Source organism: Burkholderia sp. AU31652 (assembly GCF_002223155.1).
In the GTDB taxonomy this organism is placed as follows: domain Bacteria; phylum Pseudomonadota; class Gammaproteobacteria; order Burkholderiales; family Burkholderiaceae; genus Burkholderia.
In genome coordinates this window covers 542288-566924 of sequence record NZ_NKFG01000004.1, presented here as the reverse complement: position 1 = coordinate 566924, position 24637 = coordinate 542288, and the positions used below count along the sequence as shown (strand labels likewise).

Below are 24637 nucleotides of genomic sequence, written 5' to 3'. Positions count from 1 at the left end.
TCGATACGGCTTGAGAAACGAAACGGCTATTCGGGCTGGCCGCGTGCGCGCAGCAGGTCGGACAGGCTGCGCGGCGCCGGTTCGAGCGGCGTGCGGTGCTGCGTCCAGCCCATCTGTTTTGCCGGCGTCAGCGCACGCAGCCGCGTCGCGGTCCAGCGGAACGCTCGGTACGCACGCGGATGCGCGAACGCCCCCGACCAGAAGCGCCACACGAGGTCTTCCGCTCGGTTGTAGTTCGCGCCCTGGCCGCGCAGCGGATGCGCGACGGGCTCGTTAGGCTTGCGGTTCGCTTCGGTGCGCAGCCGCACGAGCAGTTGCGGGATCGGGATCCGCACCGGGCACACCTCGCCGCAGGCCCCGCACAGCGTCGATGCGGTCGGCAGGTCGGCCGTCGCGTCGAGGCCGAGCAGGTGCGGCGAGATGATCTTGCCGATCGGGCCCGGGTAGGTCGTGCCGTAGGCGTGGCCGCCGATGCGCGTATAGACGGGGCAGTGGTTCATGCAAGCGCCGCAGCGGATGCACTGCAGCGTCGCGCGCAGTTGCTCGTCCGCGTAGGCCTGCGTGCGGCCGTTGTCGAGCAGCACGAGATGCAGCTCGCGCGGGCCGTCGCGTTCGCCGTCGCGGCGCGGGCCCGAGATCAGGTTGAAGTAGGTCGTGATCGCCTGGCCGGTGGCCGAGCGCGTGAGCAGGCTCGACAGCGGCACGATGTGCTCGAGCTTCTCGACGACCTTCTCGATCCCCATGATCGCGACGTGCGTGTCGGGCACCGTCGTCGACAGGCGGCCGTTGCCTTCGTTCTCGACCAGCCACAGCGTGCCCGTGTCGGCCGCCGCGAAGTTCACGCCGGACAGGCCGATGTCCGCCGCGGCGAACGCGCGGCGCAGCGCGCGCCGGCCGGTCTGGATCAGCTCGTCGACGTCCTCGGTGTAGCGCGTGCCGGGGATGTGTGCCTCGAACAGCTCGGCGATGTCGCCGCGCGTCTTGTGGATCGCCGGCATCACGATATGCGACGGCTTCTCGCCCGCGAGCTGCACGATGAATTCGCCCATGTCGGATTCGATGCAGTCGACGCCGTGCTCCGCGAGGGCGTGGTTCAGCTCGATTTCCTCGCTCGCCATCGACTTGCCCTTGATCACGCGGCGCGCCTTTTTCGCCTGCGCGATGCCGAGCACGATCGCGTTCGCGTCGGCGGCCGTCTCGGCCCAGTGCACGTGCACGCCGGCTTCGGTGAGCTTCGTTTCCAGCCGTTCGAGCAGTGCGGGCAATTGCGCGAGCGCGTGCTGCCGCACGGCTTCGCCGAGGTCGCGCAGCTGTTGCAGCTCGGTGTCGTCGGGGAACTGCGTCGCGCGCTTGCCTTGCAGGAAGTCCATCGCGCCGCGAAAGCTCTTGCGCAGCGCGGGATCGTCGAGCGCGGCGCGCGCGCGGGCCTTGAAGTCGCCGGGGGCAACGAATTGCACGGTGTGGTCGCTCATTGGGGGAGGTCCTCGCTGGCGGTGGCGGCCGGGCCGGCGGCGGCCGTATCAGTGACGATCACGACCCACAGGCGGCGCGGGCCGTGCGCGCCATAGGCGAGCGTCTGCTGGATGTCGGACGTTTTCGACGGGCCCGATACCAGCACGAGGTTGGTCGGCATGCCGGCGTGCCAGCGCTCCGCGTGCACGGCCGCATGCAGGTCAGGATGCAGCGTGCTCGCGTGAACGAGCGCGACGTGCAGCGGCGGCACCAGCGACACCGTGCGCGGCGTGCCGGCATCGGGTGCGAGCACGACGGTGCCGGTGGCCGCGATGCCCGAGCGCGCAACGGTGAAGCCAGCATCGATCGTGTCGAACAGTTCGGTCGTCCACGCGTCGATCGGCCGGTCGAACGGCACCGGCACGACCGTGTCGGGCAGCGCGTGGGCGAGCGCAGCGGATTCGGCGCGGGCCGGGTCGAGCAGCAGGCGGCGCACGCCAGCCTCGGCGAGCCGCACGGCGAGCTGCGCGGGCCATGCGTCGCCGGTCGCGCGCCAGACGTCCGCGTGCGACGCGGCGAGCGCGGCCTGCATCGTGAGGGCAAGTGCGTGCGGAACGTGTGCCGCTTCGGTTTGCATGCGGCGCATGTCGTAATGCGTGTCGATGCGAGCGTCGAGCGCGGCGGCGGCCTCGGCGGCGACACCCGGGGCGGCGGCGCGCAGCCGCTGGAGGATGGCGTCGCGCGCGCTCATGGCTTGTCTCCGCGCAGCGATGCGGCGCCGGCCGTGCGCCGCCACAGGAAGCTGGCGAGGTGCTCGACCGGCAGCGGCGCGCCGGATTGGTCGGCCGCATGGCCGATGTTCAGCAGGCAGCCGCAGTCGGCGGACACGAGCCGATCGCAGCCCGTCGCGCAGGCCGATGCGACCTTGTCGCGCACCATCGCGCCGGAGATGTCGGGGTGCTTCAGCGAGAACGTGCCGCCGAAGCCGCAGCATTCGGATTCGCGTTCGTGTTCGATGCGCGTCACGCCCGGCAGCGCGTCGACGAGCGCGACGCCGTGCACACGCGTGCCCATCTCGCGGCGGGCCGCGCACGACGTGTGCAGCACCACGCGCTCGTCGGCGCCGGCCGGCGCGGTGAGTGCATCGAGCCGCACGTCGAGCACGTGGACGAGGAATTCGGTGAGTTCGTAGGTGCGTTCCGCGATCGCCCGCGCCTTGAGGCCGTGGACGGGATCGTCGGCGAACAGCGCCGGCCAATGGTGCCGGATCATGCCGCCGCACGAGCCGGAGGGCACGATCACGAGCCACGGTTCGGCGAACAGGTCGAGCTGCGCGGCCGCGACGCGGCGCGCCTCGTCGGGATTGCCGCTGCTGTAGGCCGGCTGCCCGCAGCAGCTCTGGCCGCGCGGATAGTGGACGGTCAGGCCCTCGCGTTCCAGCAGGCGGACCGCGTCGAGCCCGGCTTCGGGGACGAACAGGTCGACCAGGCAGGTCGCGAACAGGTAGACGTGCGCGGGGGCGGCGGGGTACTGCCGTTGGTTCATGTCTCGCTCCAGAGGCGACGGCCCGGCATGAGGATGCGGGACGACGATTTCGCTGCATAATTCCCGCGACGGCGCCGCAGCTCAAATTGGTTGGGCCAATCGGCGCGGAAGGCATTGCGCAGGGAGACGCGACGATGGCAGCGATGACGGCACGGGGCCGGACCGAAGTGGTGATGCGCAAGATCGAGACGGCGCTGCTCGACGGCACCTGGCCGGCCGGCGCGCGCCTGCCGGCCGAGCGCGTGCTTGCACAGGAATACGGCGTCGCGCGCAATACGGTGCGCGAGGCGACCCAGCGGCTCGTCGCGCGCGGGCTGCTGCAGAGCCGGCGCGGCGCGGGCGTCTACGTGACGGACCAGTTGCGTGCCGGCATCGCGTCACCGTGGGGCCAGCTGGTCGCCGATCATCCGGCGCTGCGCGACGACATCCTCGAGTTCCGCCGCGTGCTCGAAGGCGCGACCGCCTATTTCGCCGCGCTGCGCGCCGATGCGAACGACCGGCGCCGGATCCGTGCGCTGCTGCGCGAGCTCGAAACCGCGCACGCGAACGGCGCCGCGGCCGTCGAAGCCGCGACCGACGCGAAGCTGCACGAGGCGATTGCGCTCGCGTCGCACAACACGATGTTCCTGCACCTGCATACCAGCGTGATCGGGATGCTGCGCGAGCATATCTCGATCAACGTGGCGGGCATGACGACGCACGACGAGCAGGCGTCCGAGCTGCTGTTGCTGCAGCACCGCGTCGTGTGCGACGCGATCTGCGCGCAACGGCCCGAGGAGGCGCGCACCGCGATGCAGACGCATATCGACTATGTGCGCAGCCATTTCGAGCGCAGCGGCGATGGAGCATGAAATTGGTTGGGCCGCTTTGGCGCGTGACCCGTCCGGCGGCCGCTTCCGGCGCGGCGGGGCAGCGACGCCCGGCAGTCGGGGGCACGCTTGCTGCTCGAAGCTGCCGGCGGCGCCCCGCGCGATTGACCGGTTCATCGGGCGCCCACTAGAATCGGCCGGAACCGCGCGCCAGCCGCGCGCCGCGGCGCATGCGGGCCTTTTGTTCCGCCAGTCGAGGAAGTTTCCGTGTTCACCTCTTTGATCCGGCGCGCACCGGCCGCGCTGTCGTGGCGCGCCGCATGCCGCCCGGCCCGCGCACTGGCCGTCGGTGTGCTGTTGTCGCTCGTCGCCGCGTGCGCGACGCATCCGCCCGCCACCTCGCTCGATCGCCCCGTCTCCCACGCGTTGTCGGCCGATATCGCGACACCGTTGCGCGATGCGCTGGTCGCGCCGGAAGCCGCGCATCCGGGGCAGTCGGGCTTCCGGCTGCTGGCCGATGGCGCCACCGCGCTGCAGATGCGCATCGCGCTCGCGCGGGCGGCGACGAAGACGCTCGACATGCAGTACTACATCGCGACCGAGGACACGACCGGCAAGCTGCTGCTCGCCGCAGCGCTGTACGCGGCCGATCGCGGCGTGCGCGTGCGGATGCTGGTCGACGACCTGAACTTCCACGATATCGACCGCGTGATGGCCGCGCTCAACACGCACCAGAACATCGAGATCCGCGTGTTCAACCCGTTCGGCGCATCGCAGCGCGGCATGGTCGAGCGCACGGCCAACTTCTTCACGCGGATCGACAGCTTCACGCGCCGGATGCACAACAAGGCGATGATCGCGGACAACCAGCTCGCGATCGTCGGCGGCCGCAATCTCGGCGACGAATACTTCAGTGCGAGCCCGACACTGCAGTTCCGCGATCTCGACGTGCTGGCGGCCGGCCCCGTGACGAACGACATCTCGAAGAGCTTCGACGACTACTGGGCGAGCGCGAGTAGCTATCCGTTGCGCGTGCTGAATCAGCAGACGTTCGATCCGAAGGATCTCGACGCGATGCGCGACGAGTTGCGCGACCACTGGCGAAAGAATGCCGATCCGTATAACGCGAAGCCGCTGAACGCGACGCCGCTCGCACGGCAGATCGCGCGCGACGAACTCGAACTCGTGTGGGCGCCGGCCGAATTCAAGGTCGATGCGCCGGACAAGGTCGCGCGGCCGACCGGCACGTACGTGAGCCCGCCGATGCAGCGCCTGGCCGAGCTGACGCGCGGCGCGCAAAAGGAATTCCTCGCGTTTTCGCCGTACTTCGTGCCGCACGACGCCGGCGTGAAGATCCTCGGCGACACGGTCGCGCGCGGCGTGCGCGTCGCGATCGTCACGAATTCGCTCGCGGCGACCGACGCGGTCGCGGTGCAGGCCGGCTATGCGCCGTACCGCGTGCCGTTGCTGCAGCGCGGCGTCGAGCTGTACGAATTCAAGTCGCAGCCGGACCAGCAGCCCGCGCGGCTGTTCGGCTCGCGCTCGCGTGCGAGCCTGCATGCGAAGGCGTACGTGATCGACCGGCAAATCGTCGTGATCGGTTCGCTGAACCTCGATCCGCGTTCCGCGTACCTGAACACCGAGCTCGCGCTCGTGGTCCATAGCCCGGTGCTCGCGCAGCAGGCCGCGGCGATCTTCGCACGCGTGACGCAGCCGGACGAAAGCTACCGCGTCACGCTCGCGAAGCGGACCGACGGCAGCCCGCCCGCGCTCGAATGGACGGGCACCGAAGGCGGTCAGGCCGCCACCTATCACGTCGACCCGCATGCGGGGCTGCTGCGCAACGTGATGACGGGCATCTTCACGCTGCTGCCGGTCGACGACCAGTTGTAAGGGCGGCAACGGCTCCGGCAAAACCCGCGATACCGGTGCGCGGGGAAAGGTGATAAGGTTGTGCGCGCAACCATATATGAATCGTGAAGGGCGCCGCCGGGCCGCTCGCACAATGCGGGTCGGAACGGCGCCGGCAGACGATGGACGATGCGCACCGCCGCTCGCCGTGGCCGCACACCCGCAACCGGAGTTCCCCCCATGCAACGTGTCCCGAACCAGCCGTTCACGCGCCCCGCCCGTTTCTCCGAAGCCGAATGGCAGGCGCGCGTACAGCTCGCGGCGGCTTACCGCATCTTCGATCACCTCGGCTGGACCGAGCTGATCTACAACCATATCTCGCTGCGCGTCCCGGGCGAGGACGGGCATTTCCTGATCAACCCGTTCGGGCTCCATTACCGCGAGGTGTGCGCGTCGAACCTTGTGAAGATCGATATCGACGGCAACGTGATCGGTCATTCCGACTGGCCGATCAACCCGGCCGGCTTCACGTTCCACAGCGCGATCCATGCGGCGCTGCCCGATGCGCACTGCGTGATGCACGTGCATACGACGCCGACGATGGCCGTGTGCTGTTCGCGCGACGGGCTGTCGTTCTCCAATTTCTATTCGGCGCAGCTGTACGGGAAGATCGCGTATCACGACTTCGAGGGCATCACCGTACATCTCGAAGAGGGGCGGCGCATCGTCGAAAGTGCAGGCGGGCGGCCGGTGCTGCTGCTGCGCAACCATGGGCCCGTGACGATCGGCGCGACGCTCGCGCAGACGTTCTCGCTGATGTGGCTGCTCAATCGTGCATGCGAGGTGCAGGTCGCCACGCATGCGATCGGCGACGCGTTGCCGATTGCGCCGCCGGTGCTCGAAGGGTGCGTGCGCGATTCGCTGAATTTCGATCCGAAGCATGGCGCGGGGCAGGACGCGTTCGACGCGCTGCAGCGGATCGTCGATCGCATCGATCCGGGCTATCGCGCGTGACGTGAAGCGGTGCGCTCGCATCGCCATGCCTGATACGGGGTGAACCGGATCCGACGGCGGCGTGCGCAAAAAAAAACGCGGCCGGGCGGCCGCGTGAATACTCGCAGACTCCTTCGGACGAAGGAAACAAGCAACTGTGAGACGAAGTGTAGCGAAAGGCCGCGCGCCGATTCAGTCATCCGGCTGCAAAGGTCCATTCCAGGTTGATGCAGACTGACGCGCCGTGCGCCGCGCGAGCGGGCCGGCCGGGTGCGGTGCGGCGATTCGCTGCATGGCCGTTCGGTCGACTCCCGGACCGGCGGCGATCGACTACCATCCTATCTGGCGCCCCCGCTCGGGCGGCGTACAACGTCGTACAAGGAGAGTCCATGCTCAAGCTGCGTTTGCTCCAGGTCGCGTTACTTGCGGGCGTGCTGGCCGCCGGCAGCGCCGCCGCCGAAACGGTGCGCCTGTCCGCCAATCTCCAGCCGTCGAGTGAAGTGCCGCCCACGGCGACCAAGGGCTCGGGCGACGTCGAGGCCACCTACGACACGGCCACGCACATGCTGCAGTGGAAGGTCACTTACGAACACCTCACGGGGCCGGCCACCGCCGCGCACTTCCACGGGCCGGCGCCGGTCGGCCAGAACGCGGGCGTGCAGGTGCCGATTCCGAAGGAGGAGCTGGCGAGCCCGATCAAGGGCTCGAAGGAACTCACCGACGCGCAGGTCACCGACCTGATGGGCGGCAAGTGGTATTTCAACGTCCATACGAAGGAGCACCCGGCCGGCGAGATCCGCGGCCAGGTGATGCCGGCGAACTGAGTGCCGGCGTTTGATCCGTGAGCGCCGGAAACCGGCAGACGCAGGCGGCATTCCGCTGTGTCGGGTGCGGGCATGAGGGCCATGCCGATGTGGTTGGTGCGATCAACATACTGGCGCGGGGGCACCGCGTTGCAGCCTGTGGAGAGCCGGTGCAGTCGGGCAGCTCCGTGAAGCAGGAACCCGCCGAGGCGATCTGAGACAAGCATCATCGTTTCAAACGCGGTAGGAATCCCGAGCCTTCAGGCGCGGGAGGATGTCAAGTAGAGGCACCTGTCGAGCGGTGCGGGAGCGATCGCACGTACCATCGTCACACTGTGATTACGGAGTGCGTCCGATGAGTTGGCAAAGCAAGTTCGCCTGCTGGCTGCTGCGCTGGCAGTTTCGTCCCGAGACCACGCGTGAGGTACTCGATCCCGCTCGCGCACGGCGCTTTACCGACTTGAGAATGTATGTGCCGCGCCGTGCGCCGTCGGGCTACCGGCTGCGCCAGTGCCATGGCCCGGGCGACGCGCCGCTGCGCGGCGAATGGCTCGAACGCACCGACTCGGTGGCGGGCCGCGGGCCCGGCCGCACGTTGCTGTACTTCCATGGCGGCGGCTATTACTTCTGTTCGACGAAGACCCACCGTCCGCTCGTGTTCGGCCTGACGAAGCGCGCGGGCGTGCGCTCGTTCTCGCTCGACTACCGGCTGGCGCCCGAGAATCGCTTCCCGGCCGCGCTCGACGATGCGCTGGCCGCGTACCGGCAACTGCTGGCGCTCGGCACGCCGCCCGAGTCGATCGTGCTCGGCGGCGATTCGGCGGGCGGCGGCCTTGCGCTCGCGACGCTCGTCGCGCTGCGCGACCGCGGCGAGCCGCTGCCGGCCGGCGCGATCCTGTTCTCGCCGTGGACCGACCTGGCCGCCACCGGCGCGACGCTGCGCACGAACGACGGCGCCGATCCGATGTTCGCGGGCGCGGCGCTGCCGAAGGCCGCGAAGCTGTACCTGGGGGGCGAGCCGGGCACGAATCCGTACGCATCGCCGCTCTATGCGGATTTCGCGGGCCTGCCGCCGCTGTATATCCAGGTCGGCAGCACCGAGGTGCTGCTCGACGATTCACGCCGCGTCGCCGAGAAGGCGAAGGCGGCCGGGGTCGCGGTGGAGATCGAGGTGTGGCCGGACATGCCGCACGTGTGGCAGCTGTACGCGCCGATGGTGCCGGAAGCGCGTGACGCGCTCGACCGCGCGGCCGCGTTCCTGCGCCGCGTCGCGGTCGAGCGTGCGGTTCAGCGTGCCGGCGAGGCGTCGATCGCCTGATAGGCGGCCTTGACGGCCACCGAGCCGTACTTGCGCTCAAGCCGGCGCACGGTGAAGTGGCCGTGCGCCATCTGCTGGAAGTGGTCGATGAACAGCGTATTGACGGTCGCGCCGAGCACGGCGCCGATCGCCGGAATCGACTTCGCGGCCATTTGCTCGGTCACCTGCACCGAGAAGCGCGACGCCACCGTCTGCACGAGCTTGAACACGGCCGCCGAGCTGTGCGCGGCGATGCCCTTCGTCGTGATGTCCGACGAGGCCTTCGAGATCGCCTGCGCGAGCGCGCCGCGCAGCACGAAATAGCCGAGATCGGCGTCCTCTTCCTGCTTGTCCGGGTTGCCGCCCATGCCGAGCACGGCCAGGCATTGCAGCTGCGTGTCGACCGAGCCCAGGTCTTCACCCTCGCTGCGCGCGATGTCGCACACCGAGCGGAAGATCAGCGTCGTCGTCACCGGCAGCTCGACCGGCAGCGCGAGAAAGCCGAATGCGCCGCCCGCCGCGCCGGTCGTCGCCACCGCGAGCTTGTGCAGCAGGTTGCTCGGCTTGTCGGGTTCGGCATCCGGCCCAGGCGGCTTGCCGAGCGTGCGCAGCGCGATGTTCAGGCACTTGCGCAGCGCGAGCTGCGTCGCGTCGTTGATCTTGCCGGTCGCAAAATCCGGCAGCCGGGCGATCATTTTCTCGACCGGCGCGCCGAGCATGCCCGTCAGCTTCATCGTCAGCGACGGGCTTTCCAGCACCTGCTTCGCCCGCCACAGCGCGTCCCGATCCTCCTGGGACAGCGTTGTCGCGGGGGTGATTGAAATCGGTTCCATCTTTCTCCTTGGCGGTCTGAGCCAATTTGACCGTCGCCAGCCTAGATTACTCCGGCATGCTAGAATTTTGAGATTGTTTGACTCGTCAAAAGTTGCGCAGACAAAAAATGGCCGTCCATACTGCCGCCCACCATTCGAGCGGGCAAGTCCTGCCGTTCCGCGAATCGCTGCTGGCGATGATCGGGATCTCATTTGTCACCATGCTGGTCGCGCTCGACCAGACCGTCGTCGGCACCGCGTTGCCGACCATCGTCGCCGAGCTTCGCGGTTTCGACCTGTACGCGTGGGTCGCGACCTCGTACCTGCTCAGTTCCGTGATCACGGTGCCGATCTTCGGCCGGCTCGGCGATTATTACGGCCGCAAGCCGTTCGTCATTGCGTCGATCGTCGTGTTCACCGGCGCGTCCGTGCTGTGCGGGATGGCGAACGACATGCTGATGCTCGTGCTCGCGCGCGGGCTGCAGGGGATCGGCGGCGGGATGCTGGTCGGCACCGCGTTCGCGTGCATTCCCGACCTGTTCCCCGATTCCGTCGTGCGCCTGCGCTGGCAAGTGCTGATGAGCTCCGCGTTCGGCATCGCGAACGCGGTCGGCCCGTCGCTCGGCGGCGTGCTGACCCAGTCGTTCGGCTGGCGCTCGGTGTTCTACGTGAACCTGCCGGTCGGGCTGCTGTCGCTGCTGTTCGTGTGGCGCTACCTGCCGCACCTGCGCCACGTCGAGCACGATCGCAAGATGCGGCTCGACTGGCCGGGCGCGCTGCTGATCGCGCTGTCGCTCGGCGCGCTGCAGCTGTTCGTCGAATGGCTGCCGAAGTACGGCGTCGCGAGCTGGGCGTCGCTGCTGCTCGTCGTCGCGGTCGCGGCCGGTTTCGGCCTGTGGCACTGGGAGAAGCGTTGCGCGCAGCCGATCTTGCCGTTCGACATGTTCGGCAACCGCGCGCTGTCGGCACTCTTCGTGCTGGCGATCCTCGCCGGTTTCTCGATGTTCTCCTTGCTGTTCTACGCGCCGCTGCTGTTCCAGGGCGGGTTCGGGATGTCGCCGAAGGAGGCGGGGCTCGTGATCACGCCGCTCGTCGTGTTCATCACGATCGGCAGCATCATGAACGGCCGGGTCGTCACGCGCATCCGCAACCCGAACGCGATGCTGCACGTCGGCTTCGTGCTGTTCGCGATCACCTGCGCGGGCATCGTCGTGTCGACCCACACGACGCCGAAGTGGCTGCTGATGGCGCTGATGGTCGCGGGCGGCATCGGGCTCGGCTTCGTGCTGCCGAACCTCACCGTCTTCGCGCAGCAGACGGCCGGCCGCGAGCATCTCGGCATCGCGACGGCGTTGCTGCAGTCGCTGCGGATGGTTGGCGGGATGGTCGGCACCGCGCTCACCGGCACGCTCGTCAACCAGATGTATTCGAGCGGCGTGCGCAATGCGCTGTCGGCCGACCAGGCGATGCAATGGCATGCGCGGCTCGCCGATCCGCAGATCCTGATCGATCGCGCTGCGCAGGGTGGTCTCGTCGCGGAGCTGACGCGCGCCGGGCATAATGGCGCGCTGCTGCTGGAAGCGGCCCGCGAATCGCTCGTCGGCGCGATTCACCTGGGCGTCGCGATGGCGGCGGTCGTCGCCGTGGTGTCGGTGTGGCAGTGCCGCCGCGTGCCGCCGATCGCGCTGCGGCACAAGATCGAACCGCATGTCGCGGCCGACTGAACGATTGAACGAGTAGAACTGAGCGCATGGAAGAACAGGACCGCGTCGCGATCTTGCAGCAATTCGGACGCACGTATCGCGCGTTCATGACCGCGTTCGAGGCGCACGTCGGGCAACCGATGCCGCGCTGGCGCATCATGGTCGCGTTGCACACGATGGGCGGCCATTCGTCGCAGAAGAAGCTCGTCGAAGTGCTGCGCGTCGATCCGGGCGCGCTCACGCGCCAGTTGAAGTCGCTCGACGCGCTCGGCTGGATCCAGCGTGAATCCGACGCACGCGACAATCGCGTGACCAACGTGACGCTGACGGACGACGGCCGCGCCGCGTTCGACGCATGCCTGCCGCGCCGCAAGGCGTTCCTCGAACAGACGATGGCGCAATTGCCGGACGACGTGCTGAATGCGCTGTCGGGCGCGCTGGCGATGCTGGAGTCGCGGATCGCGGACGTCGGCTCGACGCCGGCGGCGCGCTGAAGCGCGGGCAGGGCGGCGCGCATCCGCCGCCGGCCCGGCCCTTCATCTCATCTCAATTCACTGTCGGTCAGAAGCGGGTTCAAAGCTCGATGCGCGTGCCTAGCAGCGCGAGGAACTGCGCAAGCCAGGCCGGATGCGCGGGCCACGCGGGCGCGGTGACGAACGGCGCATCGGTCACGGCCGCATCGACCGGGATATCCGCGTATTCGCCGCCTGCGAGCTTCACCTCGGGCGCGCAGGCCGGGTAGGCCGAGATGCGCTTGCCGCGGATCACGTCGGCGGCCGCGAGCAGCTGCGCCGCGTGGCAGATCGCCGCGATCGGCTTGCCGGCTTCGGCGAACTCGCGCACGAGCGAGATCACCTTCGGATCGAGTCGCAGGTATTCGGGCGCGCGGCCGCCCGCGATCGCGAGCGCGTCGTAGCGCGATGCGTCGACGTCGTCGAACGCCGCGTTCAACGTGAACTGGTGGCCGGGCTTCTCGGTGTAGGTCTGGTCGCCCTCGAAATCGTGGATCGCGGTCTTGATCTTGTCGCCCGCGCGCTTGCCCGGGCAGACTGCATCGACGTGGTGGCCGACGGCCTGCAGCGCCTGGAACGGCACCATCGTTTCGTAGTCTTCGGCGAAATCGCCGGTCAGGAACAGGATCTTCTTCGCGGCCATGGCTTTCTCCAGTGGAGCTGCGTTGAGGGCCCGCGCGACAGGCAAGTGCCACGCCCGCGTGGGGCCCCGAGGACGAGAGCGCAGTGTACTCCGGCCGCTTGAAGCGCGCGTGACGGCCGCCCCGCGCGAGCGGCGGGGCGGTGGTGCACGTTGTGCGCGACGGGCGTCAGAAGAAGGTTTCGACGACTTCCGTTACGCTGAACTGCGGATCGAGCACGAGCACCTGGCGCCACTTGTCGAACGTCAGGCACGGGTGCGAGATGTCGAACGCGACCATGTCGCCCACTTTCACGTCTGCGCCCGGCGGGATCTGCAGGTACGCGTGCTGGTCCATCATCCCGGTGACGGCCCAGCCTTCGGTGGCGGCGACGTCGCGCGGCGCGGTGTCGCGGCCCGGGCGGAAGTGGCGCGCCGGCTCCGGCAGCCCCGCGTCGAACGCCGCGTCGCGCTTGCCAAGCGCGACGATCGCGCGGTCCGCCTCCGGCACCGACTGCACGTAGGCCCACAGCTGCAGCGCGGGCAGCAGCCCTTCGCCCATCGTGCGTGCGATCGGGTTGCGCGCGAACACGTCGGTCTGCGCCTTCTTGTAGATGCCGACGTCGTGCGTCAGGTAGCAGCCCGGACGCAGCACGACTTCCGCGAAGCCGGCGTTCGACGCCTTCGCGAATTCCTCCGCGACCACGTCGTACCACGCCGAACCGGCGCCCGACAGGATTGCCGGCGTACGCGCGAAGCGGCCTGCTTCGGCGAGCTCGCGCGTGAGCGCGACCGCTTCCTGCAGGAACGTGCGGATCTCGCCTTCTTCCTTCAGCACACCTTCATAGAGTTCGATCCCGGCCAGCTTCAGCGTGTCCGGATAGTGCGCGATCGCGGCGAGCACGGCCTCGCGTTGCGCGGCGTCGCGCACGCCCGCGCGGCCGCCCGGCACGCCGAGCTCGAGCAGCACGTTCAGCGGCTTCTTCAGCGCACCGAAGAAGCGGCCGAGCTGGTCGACGCTCTCCGCCGAATCGACGAGACAGAAGAATTCGAAGTCGGGATCGGACAGCAGCCCGGCGATGATCGTCATGTTCTGGCGGCCGACCAGCTGGTTCGCGAGCAGCACGCGCCGCACGCCGCCGTGATACGCGGCCTGCGTCTGGTGCGCGGTCGCGAGCGTGATACCCCACGCGCCGGCGTCGAGCTGGCGGCGGAACAGTTGCGGCGCCATCGTCGTCTTGCCGTGCGGCGCAAACTTGACGCCGTACTTCTGCACGAAGGCCTGCATCCAGTTCAGGTTGTGTTCGATGCGGTCCTCGTAAAGCACGGCGGCCGGCAGGCTGACGTCTTCCGCAAGCAAGTTCCACTCGAGACGGCCTGCTTCGCCGAGCGGCACGCTCGCGCTGGGCAGATTGCCGAGGCCCTTGCCGAACGGATCGATCGTCGCTTCCTGATAGTTTGTAACTTTCATGTCATCCCGCTCCATCATCACTATGCATTGCACTGAAGTTGACACGCCGATGGTACAGAAAGTAGCATCGGCGCGGTGATGTTATTTAGTAACATCGAGCTTCGCACCCTCGAGCTTCGCCCCTTTTTGCAGATGAATACGCCTGCCACCCCGTCCACCCCGCTCGCACCCGAGCTTCATCCGGCGCCGGCCGCTCCGCCGGTGCTCGACATCGTCGCGCGGATCGCCGAATGTGCGCCCGAGCTGCGCGAAGCCGAGCGCAAGGTCGCCGCGTTCATCCTCGCCGACCTGGCGCGCGCCGCGCATGCCAGCATCGGCGCGCTGGCACGCGACGCGGAGGTCAGTGTCGCGACGGTCACGCGTTTCGCGAAGGCGGTCGGCTGCCGCGACGTGCGCGAGCTGAAGGTGCTGGTCGCGCAGGCGGCGGCCGTCGGCCAGCGCTTTCTGGTGCCGTCCGACGACGCGCCGGCCGACGATACGAGCCCCGCGTCGATGGTCTACGACGAGATTCGCGTGGCGCTCGCGCACAACCATCAGTTGCTGCGCAACACGTCGTTCGAGGCAGCCGCCGACCTGCTCGCCGCCGCGAAGATGACTTATGTGTACGGGCAGGGCGGCGGCTCGACCGCGCTCGCCGACGAGTTGCGCTTCCGGCTGGTGCGCTTCGGCCGTCCGGTCGCGAGCTACCAGGACAGCGTGCTGCAGCGGATGGTGGCCGCGACGCTGTCGCGCGACACCGTCGTCGTCGCGCTGTCGGTGAGCGGCCGCGTGCCCGAGCTGCTCGAGAGCTGCCGGCTCGCGAAGCGCTACGGCGCGAAGCTGATCGCGATCACCGCGCCGGCATCGCCGCTCGCGAAGCTGGCCGACCACCTGATTCCGGTCGTCGCGTTCGAAACCGATTTCATTTACAAGCCGTCGACATCGCGCTACGCGATGATGATGGCGATCGACGTGCTCGTCACCGGAGTCGCATTGCGGCTCGGCGATGCGGGCCGAGAATCGCTGCGTCGCATCAAGCACGCGCTCGATGCGCATCGCGGCGGCGGAGACCGTCAACCGGTAGGAGACTGACCATGCATTCGCATCCCGAAGCCGCCGATACGCTGATCGTCGGCGCGCAGCTTTACGACGGTACCGGCGCGCCGCCCGTCACGCGCGACGTCGCGATCCGCAACGGCGTGATCGCGGCGATCGGCAACCTGTCGAACTGGCTGGCCGAGAATGTCGTCGATGCGAACGGCCGCGCGCTCGCGCCGGGCTTCGTCGACGTGCACACGCACGACGACACGCACGTGATCCGCGCACCGGAGATGATCCCGAAGATCTCGCAGGGCGTGACGACCGTGATCGTCGGCAACTGCGGGATCAGCGCGTCGCCGGTGACGCTCGCGGGCGATCCGCCCGATCCGATGAACCTGCTCGGCGAGCGCGGTGCGTTCCAGTACCCGACCTTCGCCGACTACGTCGCGGCCGTGAACGGCGCGCGTCCGGCCGTAAACGTCGCGGCGCTCGTCGGCCACACGGCGCTGCGCAACAACCAGATGGACCGCCTCGACCGCGCGGCGACCGACGGCGAGATCGCCGGCATGCGCGCGCAGCTCGAGGAGGCGCTCGCGAACGGCGCGCTCGGCCTGTCGTCGGGCCTCGCGTACGGCTCCGCGTTCGCGGCGCCGGCCGAAGAGGTGATGGCGCTCGCCGAGCCGCTCGCGAATGCGGGCGCGCTGTACACCACGCACATGCGCACCGAGTTCGACGCGATCCTCGATGCGATGGAAGAGGCGTACCAGGTCGGCCGCCACGCGCGCGTGCCGGTCGTGATCTCGCACCTGAAGTGCGCGGGCCCGTCGAACTGGGGGCGCAGCACCGAGGTGCTCGCGTCGCTCGAAGGCGCGCGCCGCTACCAGCCGGTCGGCTGCGACTGCTATCCGTACAGCCGCAGCTCGTCGACGCTCGACCTGAAGCAGGTGACGGGCGACATCGACATCACGATCACGTGGTCGGAGCCGCACCCGGAAGTGGCGGGCAAGCTGCTGAAGGCGATCGCGGCCGAGTGGGGCGTGACCGAGCAGGAAGCCGCGCAGCGCATCCGCCCGGCGGGCGCGGTGTACCACAACATGTCCGAGGACGACGTGCGCCGGATCCTGTCGCATCCCGCGACGATGGTCGGCTCCGACGGCCTGCCGAACGATCCGCTGCCGCACCCGCGGCTGTGGGGCGCGTTCCCGCGCGTGCTCGGCCATTACGTGCGCGACACGAACCTGCTGCCGCTCGAGGAAGCGATCCGCAAGATGACGTCGCTGTCCGCGCGCCGCTACGGGATTGCGCGGCGCGGCGAGGTGCACGTGGGTTACCACGCGGATCTCGTGCTGTTCGACCCGGCGCTCGTGATCGACGCCGCGACGTTCGAGAAGCCGCAGCAGCCCGCGCACGGGATCGACGCCGTGTGGGTGAACGGCGTGCTCACTTATGAAAACGGCCAGCCGACCGGCGAGCGCGCCGGCGGCTTCGTCGCGCGCGGCGAGCGCGTGCCGGCGAGTGCCGGCGCCGCGTTCTGAACGCGGCGGTTGTTCCGATCTGCCGCGCGCGCCATCGTCGGTGCGCGCATCCGTAACCGAAACAAGGAGTGAAACGATGAAGCGATATGGCGTAGGCGAAGCGAAGGGCACCGGCGGCCAGGTGATGCCGTTCGCACGCGCGGTCGAGGCCGACGGCTGGCTGTACGTGTCGGGCCAGACGCCGATGGTGAACGGCGAGGTCGTCGAAGGCGGCATCGTCACGCAGTCGAAGCAGACGATCGAGAACGTGATCGCGATCCTGAAGGAAGCCGGCTACGGCCTCGAGCACGTCGTGCGCTGCGGCGTGTGGCTCGACGACGCGCGCGATTTCGCGTCGTTCAACAAGGTGTTCATCTCGTACTTCGGCGAGCATCCGCCGGCACGCGCGTGCGTGCAGTCGAGCATGGTCATCGACTGCAAGGTGGAAGTCGACTGCATCGCGTACAAGGCGCCGGCGAAGTAACGCGGCCACGGCGAGCCGCTACGCAACGGGCCCGGCGCATTTACATGCGCCGGGCCCGTTTTTTTTATGTGCGGGGCACTGCTCGACCGGTCGGCGGTGTTCCCGAGGCCGCAATCGTCGCAACACATCCCGACCGTTCATGTAAGGTGCCGCATGACCATACGGGGAGGATGTGCATGGAATGGGCTGCGCTGGTGCCGGAGCTGATTTGCTCGGACCTTGCCGGGAGCATTCGCTTCTATTGCGACGTGCTCGGATTCCGGATTCGCTTCGAGCGTCCGGAAGACGGGTTCGCCTATCTCGAGCTCGGGGGCGCTCAGCTGATGCTCGAGCAGCACAGCCCGGAGGGCTGGTTGACCGGCCCGCTGGAGCCGCCGTTCGGGCGCGGGATCAATTTTCAGATCGAGGTCGATGCACTCGATCCGATCCTCGAGAGGATTCGCGCCGCGGGCGTGACGCTGTTCGTCGAGCCGCGCACGTCCTGGTATCGGGAGGGCGAGATCGAGCATGGCCAGGTCGAGATGCTGGTGCAGGATCCCGACGGCTATCTGTTGCGCCTGGTGGAGCTTCTTCCGGAGCGGCCGGTGAAAGGTTGACCGTGGGCCGGCCGCGTTTCTCCGCGCAATGAAAAACAGCCCGGCCGGTTGAACCCGGTCGGGCTGTTTCATCAGGGGATACCGCCGTGCGTTGCCAACTGCGAACCGCGGCCACCCGCCGCCGTTACTGCCGCGCGTTGCGCGCGTTGTCCGGCATCGGCTGGTTGTAGTTGGTGCGGAACGGGTTGATGTCGAGCCCGCCGCGACGCGTATAGCGCGCATATACCGCGAGCTTCACCGGTTTGCACGCGTGCAGGATGTCGAGGAAGATCCGCTCGACGCACTGCTCGTGAAAGCCCGTGTGATTGCGGAACGAGATGATGTAGCGCAGCAGGCCCGCGTGGTCGATCTGCGGCCCGACATAGTGGATCTGCACGCTGCCCCAGTCGGGCTGGCCGGTGACCGGGCAGTTCGAGCGCAGCAGGTCGGATACGAGCGTCTCCTCGACCGGCGCTTCGTCTTCAGCGGCCGACAGCAGCGACGGATCGGGTTCGTACACGTCGGTGTCGAGGTCGAGCCGGTCGAGCGACAGCCCGTCGAGCTCGTCCATCTCGAGCTTGCCGAAATCGTGCGGCGACACGAGCTGCACGGAGACGGTCGCGCCGCACGCGGCCGACACGTCGCGCTTCAGCACGTCGCGCACTGCGTCGATCGAATCGAACTTCGTCTGCGCGAACGAGCCGAGATACAGCTTGAACGACTTCGATTCGACGATGTTCGGCGATTCGGCCGGCACGTAGAACGTCGCCACCGCGATCTGCGGCTTGCCGCGCGCGTTGAGCCACGACAGCTCGTAGGCGTTCCAGATGTCGGTGCCGAAGAACGGCAGCGCCGACGTGATGCCGAGCTGCTCGCGCGCGCCGGCGCGCGGGATCGGGAACAGCAGCGACGCGTCGTACTGGGCGGCGTAGACGGTGGCCTTGCCGAGCGGGGAATGTTCGGGATTCATGCGTGACGCCTTTACGACAGGAAGAGGCGGTAAGCCGGGTTGGCGCTCTCCTCGACATACGGATAGCCGAGTGCCGCGAGGAAGCGTTCGAATTCGGCGCGATCGGCCTGCGGCACCTGCAGCCCGACGAGGATCGAGCTGTAGTCCGCGCCCTGGTTGCGGTAGTGGAACAGGCTGATGTTCCAGTCCGGCGCCATCGACGACAGGAACTTCATCAGCGCGCCCGGGCGCTCCGGGAATTCGAAGCGGAACAGGCGCTCGTCGAGCGCGAGCGGCGAGCGGCCGCCCACCATGTAGCGGATGTGTTCCTTCGACAGCTCGTCGTGCGTCAGGTCGACGCTCTTGAAGCCATGCGACTCGAAGTTCGCGGCGATCTCGGCCGATTCGCCGCGGCGCTTGATCTGCACGCCGACGAAGATGTGCGCGGCCTGCGCATCGGCGATCCGGTAGTTGAACTCGGTGACGTTGCGGTCGCCGACGAGCGAGCAGAAGCGCTTGAAGCTGCCGCGCTCCTCGGGGATCGTGACCGCGAACACGGCTTCGCGCGCTTCGCCCACTTCCGCGCGCTCGGCGACGAAGCGCATCCGGTCGAAGTTCATGTTCGCGCCGGACGTGACCGCGACGAGCGTCTGGTTCTCGATGCCTTCGCGTTCCGCGTAGAGCTTCGCGCCCGCGACCGCGAGCGCGCCGGACGGCTCGAGCACGCTGCGCGTATCTTGAAAGACGTCCTTGATCGCTGCGCACAGTGCGTCGGTGTTCACCGTCACGACGCCGTCGAGGTATTCGCTGCAGAGCCGGAAGGTTTCCTCGCCGACCAGCTTCACGGCGGTGCCGTCCGCGAACAGGCCGACCTCGCTCAGCTCGACACGCTTGCCGGCTTCCAGCGACTGCGCCATCGCGCACGAATCCTCGGCCTGCACGCCGATCACCTTGATCTCCGGGCGCACCGCCTTCACGTAGGCCGCGACGCCGGACGCGAGCCCGCCGCCGCCGATCGGCACGAAGATCGCGTGGATCGGGCCCTGGTGCTGGCGCAGGATTTCCATCGCGATCGTGCCCTGGCCTGCGATCACGTACGGATCGTCGAACGGGTGGACGAACGTGAGGCCGCGCTCTTCCTGCACCTTGACCGCGTGTGCATACGCGTCGCTGTACGACTCGCCGGCCTGGATCACCTCGACGCTCGGGCCGCCGTGCGCACGCACCGCATCGACCTTCACCTGCGGCGTCGTGACGGGCACGACGATCACGGCCTTGACGCCCATCCGCGCCGCCGAGAACGCCACACCCTGCGCGTGGTTGCCGGCCGACGCCGTAATCACGCCGCGCGCGAGCGCTTCCGACGGAATGTGCGCCATCTTGTTGTACGCGCCGCGCAGCTTGAACGAGAACACCGGCTGGTTGTCCTCGCGCTTCAGGTAGACGGCGTTGCGCAGGCGGGCCGACAGGTTGCGGGCGGATTCGAGTTCCGTCTCGATCGCGACGTCGTAGACGCGCGCGGTGAGGATTTTCTTCAGGTAATCGTGGGATGCCATGGGTGCTCGCGTGCAGTGCGGAAAGCAGACGGTAAAGGATCAATGATAGCGCCAAGGGTCTGTCTGCACGCAAGCGGCATGCCGAGCCGGTGTTCGCGGGGCCGTGCGGGCGGGGCGTCGGCGGGCGCGCGCTGCCTTTTTTACCGGCTTAACCGCACGGTTACCGACCGGACGGACGGCGAATGATCGCGCGAAATCGCGCCGAGCCAGGCCTGGCGCGGCTCGCGGGGATAGCCCCACGACCTGTCCGACGTGTCACGCGTGGCCCGATCATGGGTTAGAATTCCGTTTTGAATCAAGGATCGGAAGATGCAGAGGCACCCTCGGATCGCACCGTTGAAGCCGACGCCGCGCGCAGCCAGCCCCGCGGCCGAACGGCATGCGCGCCGCGCGCGATCGTGCTGATCGTTCCGAGTGCCGCCAGGCCCTGTCGCCGGCCAGGAGGGGCGAGTCGCCCGCTCCGGCCCCATGAAGGACAGCCGCGCGCCTGGTAACAGAACAGATTTCCCCAAGATTGCGCCCACGCGCTTGCCGACGCCCGTGCACGGTGTATCGGCCCTCCGAGTCGTCCGAACATGAACGCACCACAAGTTTTCGATCCGCATGGCGCGGCCGCCGCCGTCGCCGCCGACCCCGCGCCCCGTTTGCGCGAGATTCCCTACAACTACACGTCCTTCTCGGATCGCGAGATCGTGATCCGCCTGCTCGGCGAAGAGGCGTGGTCGGTGCTCGACGAACTGCGCGCCGAGCGCCGTACGGGCCGCTCGGCACGGATGCTGTATGAAGTGCTCGGCGACATCTGGGTCGTGCGCCGCAACCCGTACCTGCAGGACGACCTGCTCGACAACCCGAAGCGCCGCGCGCTGCTGATCGAGGCGCTGAACCACCGCCTCACCGAAATCGGCAAGCGCCGCAGCGCGGATCTCACCGAGCACCGCGACGACGCGGGCCGCGAGCGCGCATCGCGCGTCGAGATGCTCGAAACCGCCGCGCAGCGTGCGGTCAACGAGTTCGCCGACGAATTCGAGAAGATGGCCGACCTGCGCCGCCGCGCGACCAAGGCGCTCGGCCGCTGCACGCAGAAGGACAACATCCGTTTCGACGGGCTGTCGCGCGTGTCGCACGTGACCGACGCGACCGACTGGCGTGTCGAATACCCGTTCGTCGTGCTGACCCCCGATAGCGAAGCCGAGATCGCCGGCCTGATCAAGGCCTGCTTCGAGCTCGGCCTGACCGTGATCCCGCGCGGCGGTGGCACTGGCTACACGGGCGGCGCGGTGCCGCTCACGCCGTTCTCCGCCGTCATCAACACCGAAAAGCTCGAACAGCTCGGCGCGGTCGAGCTGACCGAGCTGCCGGGCGTCGCGCACAAGGTGCCGACGATCTTCTCCGGCGCGGGCGTCGTCACGCGCCGCGTGACCGAGGCGGCGGAAGCGGCCGGCTACGTGTTCGCGGTCGATCCCACCTCGCTCGACGCATCGTGCATCGGCGGCAACGTCGCGATGAACGCGGGCGGCAAGAAGGCCGTGCTGTGGGGCACCGCGCTCGACAACCTGGCCTGGTGGCGGATGGTCGACCCGGACGGCAACTGGCTCGAAGTCACGCGCCACGAGCACAACCAGGGCAAGATCCACGACATCGCGGTCGCGCGTTTCGAGCTGAAGTGGTTCGACGGCGCCTACGCGCCGGGCGAGAAGCTGCTGCGCACCGAAATGCTCGAGATCGAAGGGCGCCGGTTCCGCAAGGAAGGGCTCGGCAAGGACGTGACCGACAAGTTCCTCGCCGGCCTGCCGGGCGTGCAGAAGGAAGGCTGCGACGGGCTCATCACGTCCGCGCGCTGGGTGCTGCACAAGATGCCCGCGCACACGCGCACCGTCTGCCTCGAATTCTTCGGCCAGGCGCGCGAGGCGATCCCGAGTATCGTCGAGATCAAGGATTACCTGTTCGAGACGTCGAAGCAGGGCGGCGCGATCCTCGCGGGCCTCGAGCACCTCGACGAGCGCTACCTGCGCGCGGTCGGCTACGCGACCAAGAGCAAGCGCAATGCCTTCCCCAAGATGGTGCTGATCGGCGACATCGTCGGCGACGATGCCGATGCGGTCGCGCACGCCACGTCCGAAGTGATCCGGATGGCGAACGGCAAGAGCGGCGAAGGCTTCGTCGCGGTCAGCGCGGAGGCGCGCAAGCGCTTCTGGCTCGACCGCAGCCGCACGGCCGCGATCGCGAAGCACACGAACGCGTTCAAGATCAACGAAGACGTCGTGATCCCGCTGAACCGGATGGGTGAGTACACCGACGGTATCGAGCGGATCAACATCGAGCTGTCGCTGAAGAACAAGCTGCAGCTCGTCGATGCGCTGGAAGCGTTTTTCCGTGCCGGCAACCTGCCGCTCGGCAAGACCGACGACGCGAACGAGATCCCGAGCGCCGAACTGCTCGAGGACCGGGTCCAGCAGGCGCTGGAGCTGCTCAAGCGCGTGCGTGCCCGCTGGGAATTCGTGCGCGACCGGCTCGACCAGCCGCTGCGCGAGGCGCAGCACTACCTCGTGCAGCTCGGCTACGAGGCGCTTGCCGAGAAGTTCGCCGATCGCGCGGACGATCAGCCGGGCGCGACCGTGTTCCACATCACGCAGGACCGCACGGTCCGCATCTCGTGGAAGCAGGAAATCCGTGCAGAGCTGCGCGCGATCTTCAACGGCGGCGCGTTCAAGCAGATCCTCGACGAGGCGCAGGCGATCCACAAGCAGGTGCTGCGCGGCCGCGTGTTCGTCGCGCTGCACATGCACGCGGGCGACGGCAACGTCCACACCAACCTGCCGGTCAACTCCGACAACTACGAGATGCTGCAGGACGCCCACGCGGCGGTCGCACGCATCATGACGCTCGCGCGTTCGCTCGACGGCGTGATTTCCGGCGAGCACGGCATCGGCATCACGAAGCTCGAGTTCCTGACCGACGACGAGATCGCCGAATTCCGCGCATACAAGCAGCGCGTCGACCCGAACGGCCGCTTCAACAAGGGCAAGCTGCTCGAAGGCGCCGATCTGCGCAACGCCTATACGCCGAGCTTCGGGCTGATGGGGTACGAGTCGCTGATCATGAAGCAGTCCGACATCGGCGCGATCGCCGATTCGGTGAAGGACTGCCTGCGCTGCGGCAAGTGCAAGCCGGTGTGCGCGACGCACGTGCCACGCGCGAACCTGCTGTACAGCCCGCGCAACAAGATCCTCGCAACCTCGCTGCTGGTCGAGGCGTTCCTGTACGAGGAGCAGACGCGCCGCGGCGTGTCGATCAAGCACTGGGACGAGTTCAACGACGTGGCCGACCACTGCACGGTGTGCCACAAGTGCGCGACGCCGTGCCCGGTGAAGATCGACTTCGGCGACGTCACGATGAACATGCGCAACCTGTTGCGCAAGATGGGCAAGAAGAAGTTCAACGCCGGCAATGCGGCGGGCATGTTCTTCCTGAACGCGACCAACCCGCAGACGATCAACGTCGCGCGCAGCGTGATGATGGGCGCCGGCTACAAGGTGCAGCGCTTCGCGAACGACATGCTGAAGAAGGTCGTGACGAAGCAGACGCAGCACCCGCCGGCGACGGTCGGCAAGCCGCCCGTGGTCGAGCAGGTGATCCACTTCGTCAACAAGAAGATGCCGGGCAACCTGCCGAAGAAGACGGCGCGCGCGCTGCTCGACATCGAGGACAACAAGATCGTGCCGATCATCCGCAACCCGAAGTCGACCACGGTCGATTCGGAAGCGGTGTTCTACTTCCCGGGCTGCGGCTCCGAGCGCCTGTTCTCGCAGGTCGGGCTCGCGACGCAGGCGATGCTGTGGGAAGCCGGCGTGCAGACGGTGTTGCCGCCGGGCTACTTGTGCTGCGGCTATCCGCAGCGCGGCTCGGGCCAGTACGACAAGGCCGAGAAGATCGTCACCGACAACCGCGTGCTGTTCCACCGGGTCGCGAACACGCTGAACTACCTCGACATCAAGACGGTGGTCGTGTCGTGCGGCACCTGCTATGACCAGCTCGCCGGCTACGAATTCGACAAGATCTTCCCGGGCTGCCGGATCATCGACATCCACGAGTTCCTGCTCGAGAAGGGGATGAAGCTCGATGGCGTGACGGGCACGCGCTACATGTATCACGACCCGTGCCACACGCCGATCAAGACGATGGACCCGGTGAAGCTCGTCAACGAGCTGATGGGCGCCGAGAAGGACGGCTACAAGATCGAGAAGAACGATCGCTGCTGCGGCGAATCGGGCACGCTCGCGGTCACGCGCCCGGACATTTCGACGCAGGTCCGCTTCCGCAAGGAAGAGGAGATCCGCAAGGGGGCCGCGAAGCTGCGCAGCATCCCGGTCGTGGCCGGCAACGCGCCCGGGTCGGCTGCAGCGGCCGCCGCGGCCGCGAACGGCCCGGACGTGAAGATCCTGACGAGCTGCCCGTCGTGCCTGCAGGGCCTGTCGCGCTACAGCGAGGACGCGAACCTCGAAGCCGACTACATCGTGGTCGAAATCGCGCGCCAGGTGCTCGGCGAGAACTGGATGGCCGATTATGTCGCACGTGCGAACAATGGCGGGATCGAGCGCGTGCTGGTCTAATGCGGGCATGACGACCGCCCGACCGGGCCAGGAATGAGCGGGCGCCGGCGCGGCAATGCCGG

20 protein-coding genes and 1 pseudogene are annotated in these 24637 nt (G+C 68.0%); 13 read left to right on the top strand and 8 right to left on the bottom strand.

The genetic code is table 11. The annotated features are described in order from the left end of the window. Positions 1 to 26 precede the first annotated feature (26 nt). Genes CFB40_RS15035 through CFB40_RS15025 form a run of 3 tightly spaced genes read right to left on the bottom strand, consistent with a single transcriptional unit; the run spans position 27 to position 2997 of the window. The gene (locus CFB40_RS15035; RefSeq protein WP_089431684.1) at positions 27 to 1472 is read right to left on the bottom strand and encodes a LutB/LldF family L-lactate oxidation iron-sulfur protein; all 1446 of its coding nucleotides are present in this window, start codon (positions 1470 to 1472) and stop codon (positions 27 to 29) included. Then, on the bottom strand, positions 1469 to 2203 hold the full coding sequence (locus CFB40_RS15030; RefSeq protein WP_089431683.1) for a LutC/YkgG family protein: 735 nt from the start codon (positions 2201 to 2203) through the stop codon (positions 1469 to 1471). The genes CFB40_RS15035 and CFB40_RS15030 overlap by 4 nt, the downstream gene beginning before the upstream one ends. Continuing rightward, positions 2200 to 2997, bottom strand: a complete 798-nt coding sequence (locus CFB40_RS15025; protein ID WP_089431682.1) for a (Fe-S)-binding protein — start codon at positions 2995 to 2997, stop codon at positions 2200 to 2202. Before CFB40_RS15025 ends, CFB40_RS15030 begins: the two co-directional genes overlap by 4 nt. Positions 2998 to 3131: 134 nt before the next feature. On the opposite strand from CFB40_RS15025, the gene CFB40_RS15020 reads away from it, so the two are divergent. The 6 genes and pseudogenes from CFB40_RS15020 to CFB40_RS14995 all read left to right on the top strand — a co-directional run bounded on the left by CFB40_RS15020 (position 3132) and on the right by CFB40_RS14995 (position 8771). Further along, positions 3132 to 3848, top strand: a complete 717-nt coding sequence (locus CFB40_RS15020; protein ID WP_069248848.1) for a FadR/GntR family transcriptional regulator — start codon at positions 3132 to 3134, stop codon at positions 3846 to 3848. 225 nt (positions 3849 to 4073) lie between these two features. Beyond that, positions 4074 to 5699, top strand: a complete 1626-nt coding sequence (locus CFB40_RS15015; protein ID WP_089431681.1) for a phospholipase D family protein — start codon at positions 4074 to 4076, stop codon at positions 5697 to 5699. A 198-nt stretch (positions 5700 to 5897) separates the two neighbouring features. Then, the gene (locus CFB40_RS15010; protein WP_006497398.1) at positions 5898 to 6671 is read left to right on the top strand and encodes a class II aldolase/adducin family protein; all 774 of its coding nucleotides are present in this window, start codon (positions 5898 to 5900) and stop codon (positions 6669 to 6671) included. 368 nt (positions 6672 to 7039) lie between these two features. Continuing rightward, a complete protein-coding gene (locus CFB40_RS15005; protein ID WP_046544429.1) occupies positions 7040 to 7474 on the top strand; it encodes a CHRD domain-containing protein in 435 nt (144 codons plus the stop codon). Positions 7475 to 7491: 17 nt separating this feature from the next. Next, positions 7492 to 7671, top strand: a pseudogene (locus CFB40_RS15000) (zinc ribbon domain-containing protein); the annotation flags it as partial. A 137-nt stretch (positions 7672 to 7808) separates the two neighbouring features. Beyond that, positions 7809 to 8771, top strand: a complete 963-nt coding sequence (locus CFB40_RS14995; protein WP_089431680.1) for an alpha/beta hydrolase — start codon at positions 7809 to 7811, stop codon at positions 8769 to 8771. On the opposite strand, the gene CFB40_RS14990 is transcribed toward CFB40_RS14995, so the two are convergent. Next, entirely contained in the window at positions 8741 to 9583 is an 843-nt protein-coding gene (locus tag CFB40_RS14990; protein WP_046544431.1) for an EcsC family protein, read from the bottom strand. The genes CFB40_RS14995 and CFB40_RS14990 overlap by 31 nt on opposite strands. A 107-nt stretch (positions 9584 to 9690) precedes the next feature. On the opposite strand from CFB40_RS14990, the gene CFB40_RS14985 reads away from it, so the two are divergent. Together CFB40_RS14985 and CFB40_RS14980 are read left to right on the top strand one after the other, a co-directional pair. Next, on the top strand, positions 9691 to 11286 hold the full coding sequence (locus tag CFB40_RS14985; RefSeq protein WP_089426317.1) for an MDR family MFS transporter: 1596 nt from the start codon (positions 9691 to 9693) through the stop codon (positions 11284 to 11286). Between the two features lie 26 nt (positions 11287 to 11312). Beyond that, a complete protein-coding gene (locus CFB40_RS14980) occupies positions 11313 to 11759 on the top strand; it encodes a MarR family winged helix-turn-helix transcriptional regulator (protein WP_039360135.1) in 447 nt (148 codons plus the stop codon). Between the two features lie 79 nt (positions 11760 to 11838). On the opposite strand, the gene CFB40_RS14975 is transcribed toward CFB40_RS14980, so the two are convergent. Both CFB40_RS14975 and CFB40_RS14970 read right to left on the bottom strand, forming a co-directional pair. Next, positions 11839 to 12420, bottom strand: coding sequence for a DJ-1/PfpI family protein (locus CFB40_RS14975; protein ID WP_021161332.1), 582 nt, complete (start codon positions 12418 to 12420; stop codon positions 11839 to 11841). Between the two features lie 166 nt (positions 12421 to 12586). Beyond that, a complete protein-coding gene (locus tag CFB40_RS14970) occupies positions 12587 to 13867 on the bottom strand; it encodes an amino acid deaminase (protein WP_089431679.1) in 1281 nt (426 codons plus the stop codon). A gap of 132 nt (positions 13868 to 13999) precedes the next feature. Between CFB40_RS14970 and CFB40_RS14965 the strand changes: the two genes are divergently transcribed. The 4 genes from CFB40_RS14965 to CFB40_RS14950 all read left to right on the top strand — a co-directional run bounded on the left by CFB40_RS14965 (position 14000) and on the right by CFB40_RS14950 (position 17481). Continuing rightward, positions 14000 to 14938 carry a MurR/RpiR family transcriptional regulator gene (locus tag CFB40_RS14965; protein ID WP_089426315.1) on the top strand — a complete coding sequence of 313 codons (939 nt, stop codon included), beginning with the start codon at positions 14000 to 14002 and terminating at the stop codon, positions 14936 to 14938. A 2-nt stretch (positions 14939 to 14940) separates the two neighbouring features. Beyond that, entirely contained in the window at positions 14941 to 16422 is a 1482-nt protein-coding gene (locus tag CFB40_RS14960; RefSeq protein ID WP_089431678.1) for an N-acyl-D-amino-acid deacylase family protein, read from the top strand. 76 nt (positions 16423 to 16498) lie between these two features. After that, positions 16499 to 16885: a RidA family protein gene (locus CFB40_RS14955; RefSeq protein ID WP_011353171.1), complete on the top strand. Its 387-nt coding sequence runs from the start codon at positions 16499 to 16501 to the stop codon at positions 16883 to 16885. A gap of 176 nt (positions 16886 to 17061) precedes the next feature. Further along, positions 17062 to 17481 carry a bleomycin resistance protein gene (locus CFB40_RS14950; RefSeq protein ID WP_089431888.1) on the top strand — a complete coding sequence of 140 codons (420 nt, stop codon included), beginning with the start codon at positions 17062 to 17064 and terminating at the stop codon, positions 17479 to 17481. A 124-nt stretch (positions 17482 to 17605) separates the two neighbouring features. On the opposite strand, the gene queF is transcribed toward CFB40_RS14950, so the two are convergent. Both queF and ilvA read right to left on the bottom strand, forming a co-directional pair. Further along, positions 17606 to 18430: an NADPH-dependent 7-cyano-7-deazaguanine reductase QueF gene (gene queF, locus CFB40_RS14945; RefSeq protein WP_089426312.1), complete on the bottom strand. Its 825-nt coding sequence runs from the start codon at positions 18428 to 18430 to the stop codon at positions 17606 to 17608. Between the two features lie 11 nt (positions 18431 to 18441). Beyond that, entirely contained in the window at positions 18442 to 19965 is a 1524-nt protein-coding gene (gene ilvA / locus CFB40_RS14940; protein ID WP_089426311.1) for a threonine ammonia-lyase, biosynthetic, read from the bottom strand. 575 nt (positions 19966 to 20540) lie between these two features. Between ilvA and CFB40_RS14930 the strand changes: the two genes are divergently transcribed. Continuing rightward, the gene (locus CFB40_RS14930) at positions 20541 to 24575 is read left to right on the top strand and encodes a DUF3683 domain-containing protein (RefSeq protein ID WP_089426309.1); all 4035 of its coding nucleotides are present in this window, start codon (positions 20541 to 20543) and stop codon (positions 24573 to 24575) included. Positions 24576 to 24637 lie beyond the last annotated feature (62 nt).

Coding starts and splice junctions, on each gene's coding strand:
- CFB40_RS15025 (WP_089431682.1), bottom strand. CDS start 2,997: ATGAACCAACGGCAGTACCCCGCCGCCCCCGCGCACGTCTACCTGTTC.
- queF (WP_089426312.1), bottom strand. CDS start 18,430: ATGAATCCCGAACATTCCCCGCTCGGCAAGGCCACCGTCTACGCCGCC.
- CFB40_RS14975 (WP_021161332.1), bottom strand. CDS start 12,420: ATGGCCGCGAAGAAGATCCTGTTCCTGACCGGCGATTTCGCCGAAGAC.
- CFB40_RS14990 (WP_046544431.1), bottom strand. CDS start 9,583: ATGGAACCGATTTCAATCACCCCCGCGACAACGCTGTCCCAGGAGGAT.
- CFB40_RS15005 (WP_046544429.1), top strand. CDS start 7,040: ATGCTCAAGCTGCGTTTGCTCCAGGTCGCGTTACTTGCGGGCGTGCTG.
- CFB40_RS14950 (WP_089431888.1), top strand. CDS start 17,062: ATGGAATGGGCTGCGCTGGTGCCGGAGCTGATTTGCTCGGACCTTGCC.
- CFB40_RS14960 (WP_089431678.1), top strand. CDS start 14,941: ATGCATTCGCATCCCGAAGCCGCCGATACGCTGATCGTCGGCGCGCAG.
- CFB40_RS14965 (WP_089426315.1), top strand. CDS start 14,000: ATGAATACGCCTGCCACCCCGTCCACCCCGCTCGCACCCGAGCTTCAT.
- CFB40_RS14980 (WP_039360135.1), top strand. CDS start 11,313: ATGGAAGAACAGGACCGCGTCGCGATCTTGCAGCAATTCGGACGCACG.
- ilvA (WP_089426311.1), bottom strand. CDS start 19,965: ATGGCATCCCACGATTACCTGAAGAAAATCCTCACCGCGCGCGTCTAC.
- CFB40_RS15035 (WP_089431684.1), bottom strand. CDS start 1,472: ATGAGCGACCACACCGTGCAATTCGTTGCCCCCGGCGACTTCAAGGCC.
- CFB40_RS15010 (WP_006497398.1), top strand. CDS start 5,898: ATGCAACGTGTCCCGAACCAGCCGTTCACGCGCCCCGCCCGTTTCTCC.
- CFB40_RS14995 (WP_089431680.1), top strand. CDS start 7,809: ATGAGTTGGCAAAGCAAGTTCGCCTGCTGGCTGCTGCGCTGGCAGTTT.
- CFB40_RS14930 (WP_089426309.1), top strand. CDS start 20,541: ATGAACGCACCACAAGTTTTCGATCCGCATGGCGCGGCCGCCGCCGTC.
- CFB40_RS15020 (WP_069248848.1), top strand. CDS start 3,132: ATGGCAGCGATGACGGCACGGGGCCGGACCGAAGTGGTGATGCGCAAG.
- CFB40_RS14955 (WP_011353171.1), top strand. CDS start 16,499: ATGAAGCGATATGGCGTAGGCGAAGCGAAGGGCACCGGCGGCCAGGTG.
- CFB40_RS14970 (WP_089431679.1), bottom strand. CDS start 13,867: ATGAAAGTTACAAACTATCAGGAAGCGACGATCGATCCGTTCGGCAAG.
- CFB40_RS15030 (WP_089431683.1), bottom strand. CDS start 2,203: ATGAGCGCGCGCGACGCCATCCTCCAGCGGCTGCGCGCCGCCGCCCCG.
- CFB40_RS14985 (WP_089426317.1), top strand. CDS start 9,691: ATGGCCGTCCATACTGCCGCCCACCATTCGAGCGGGCAAGTCCTGCCG.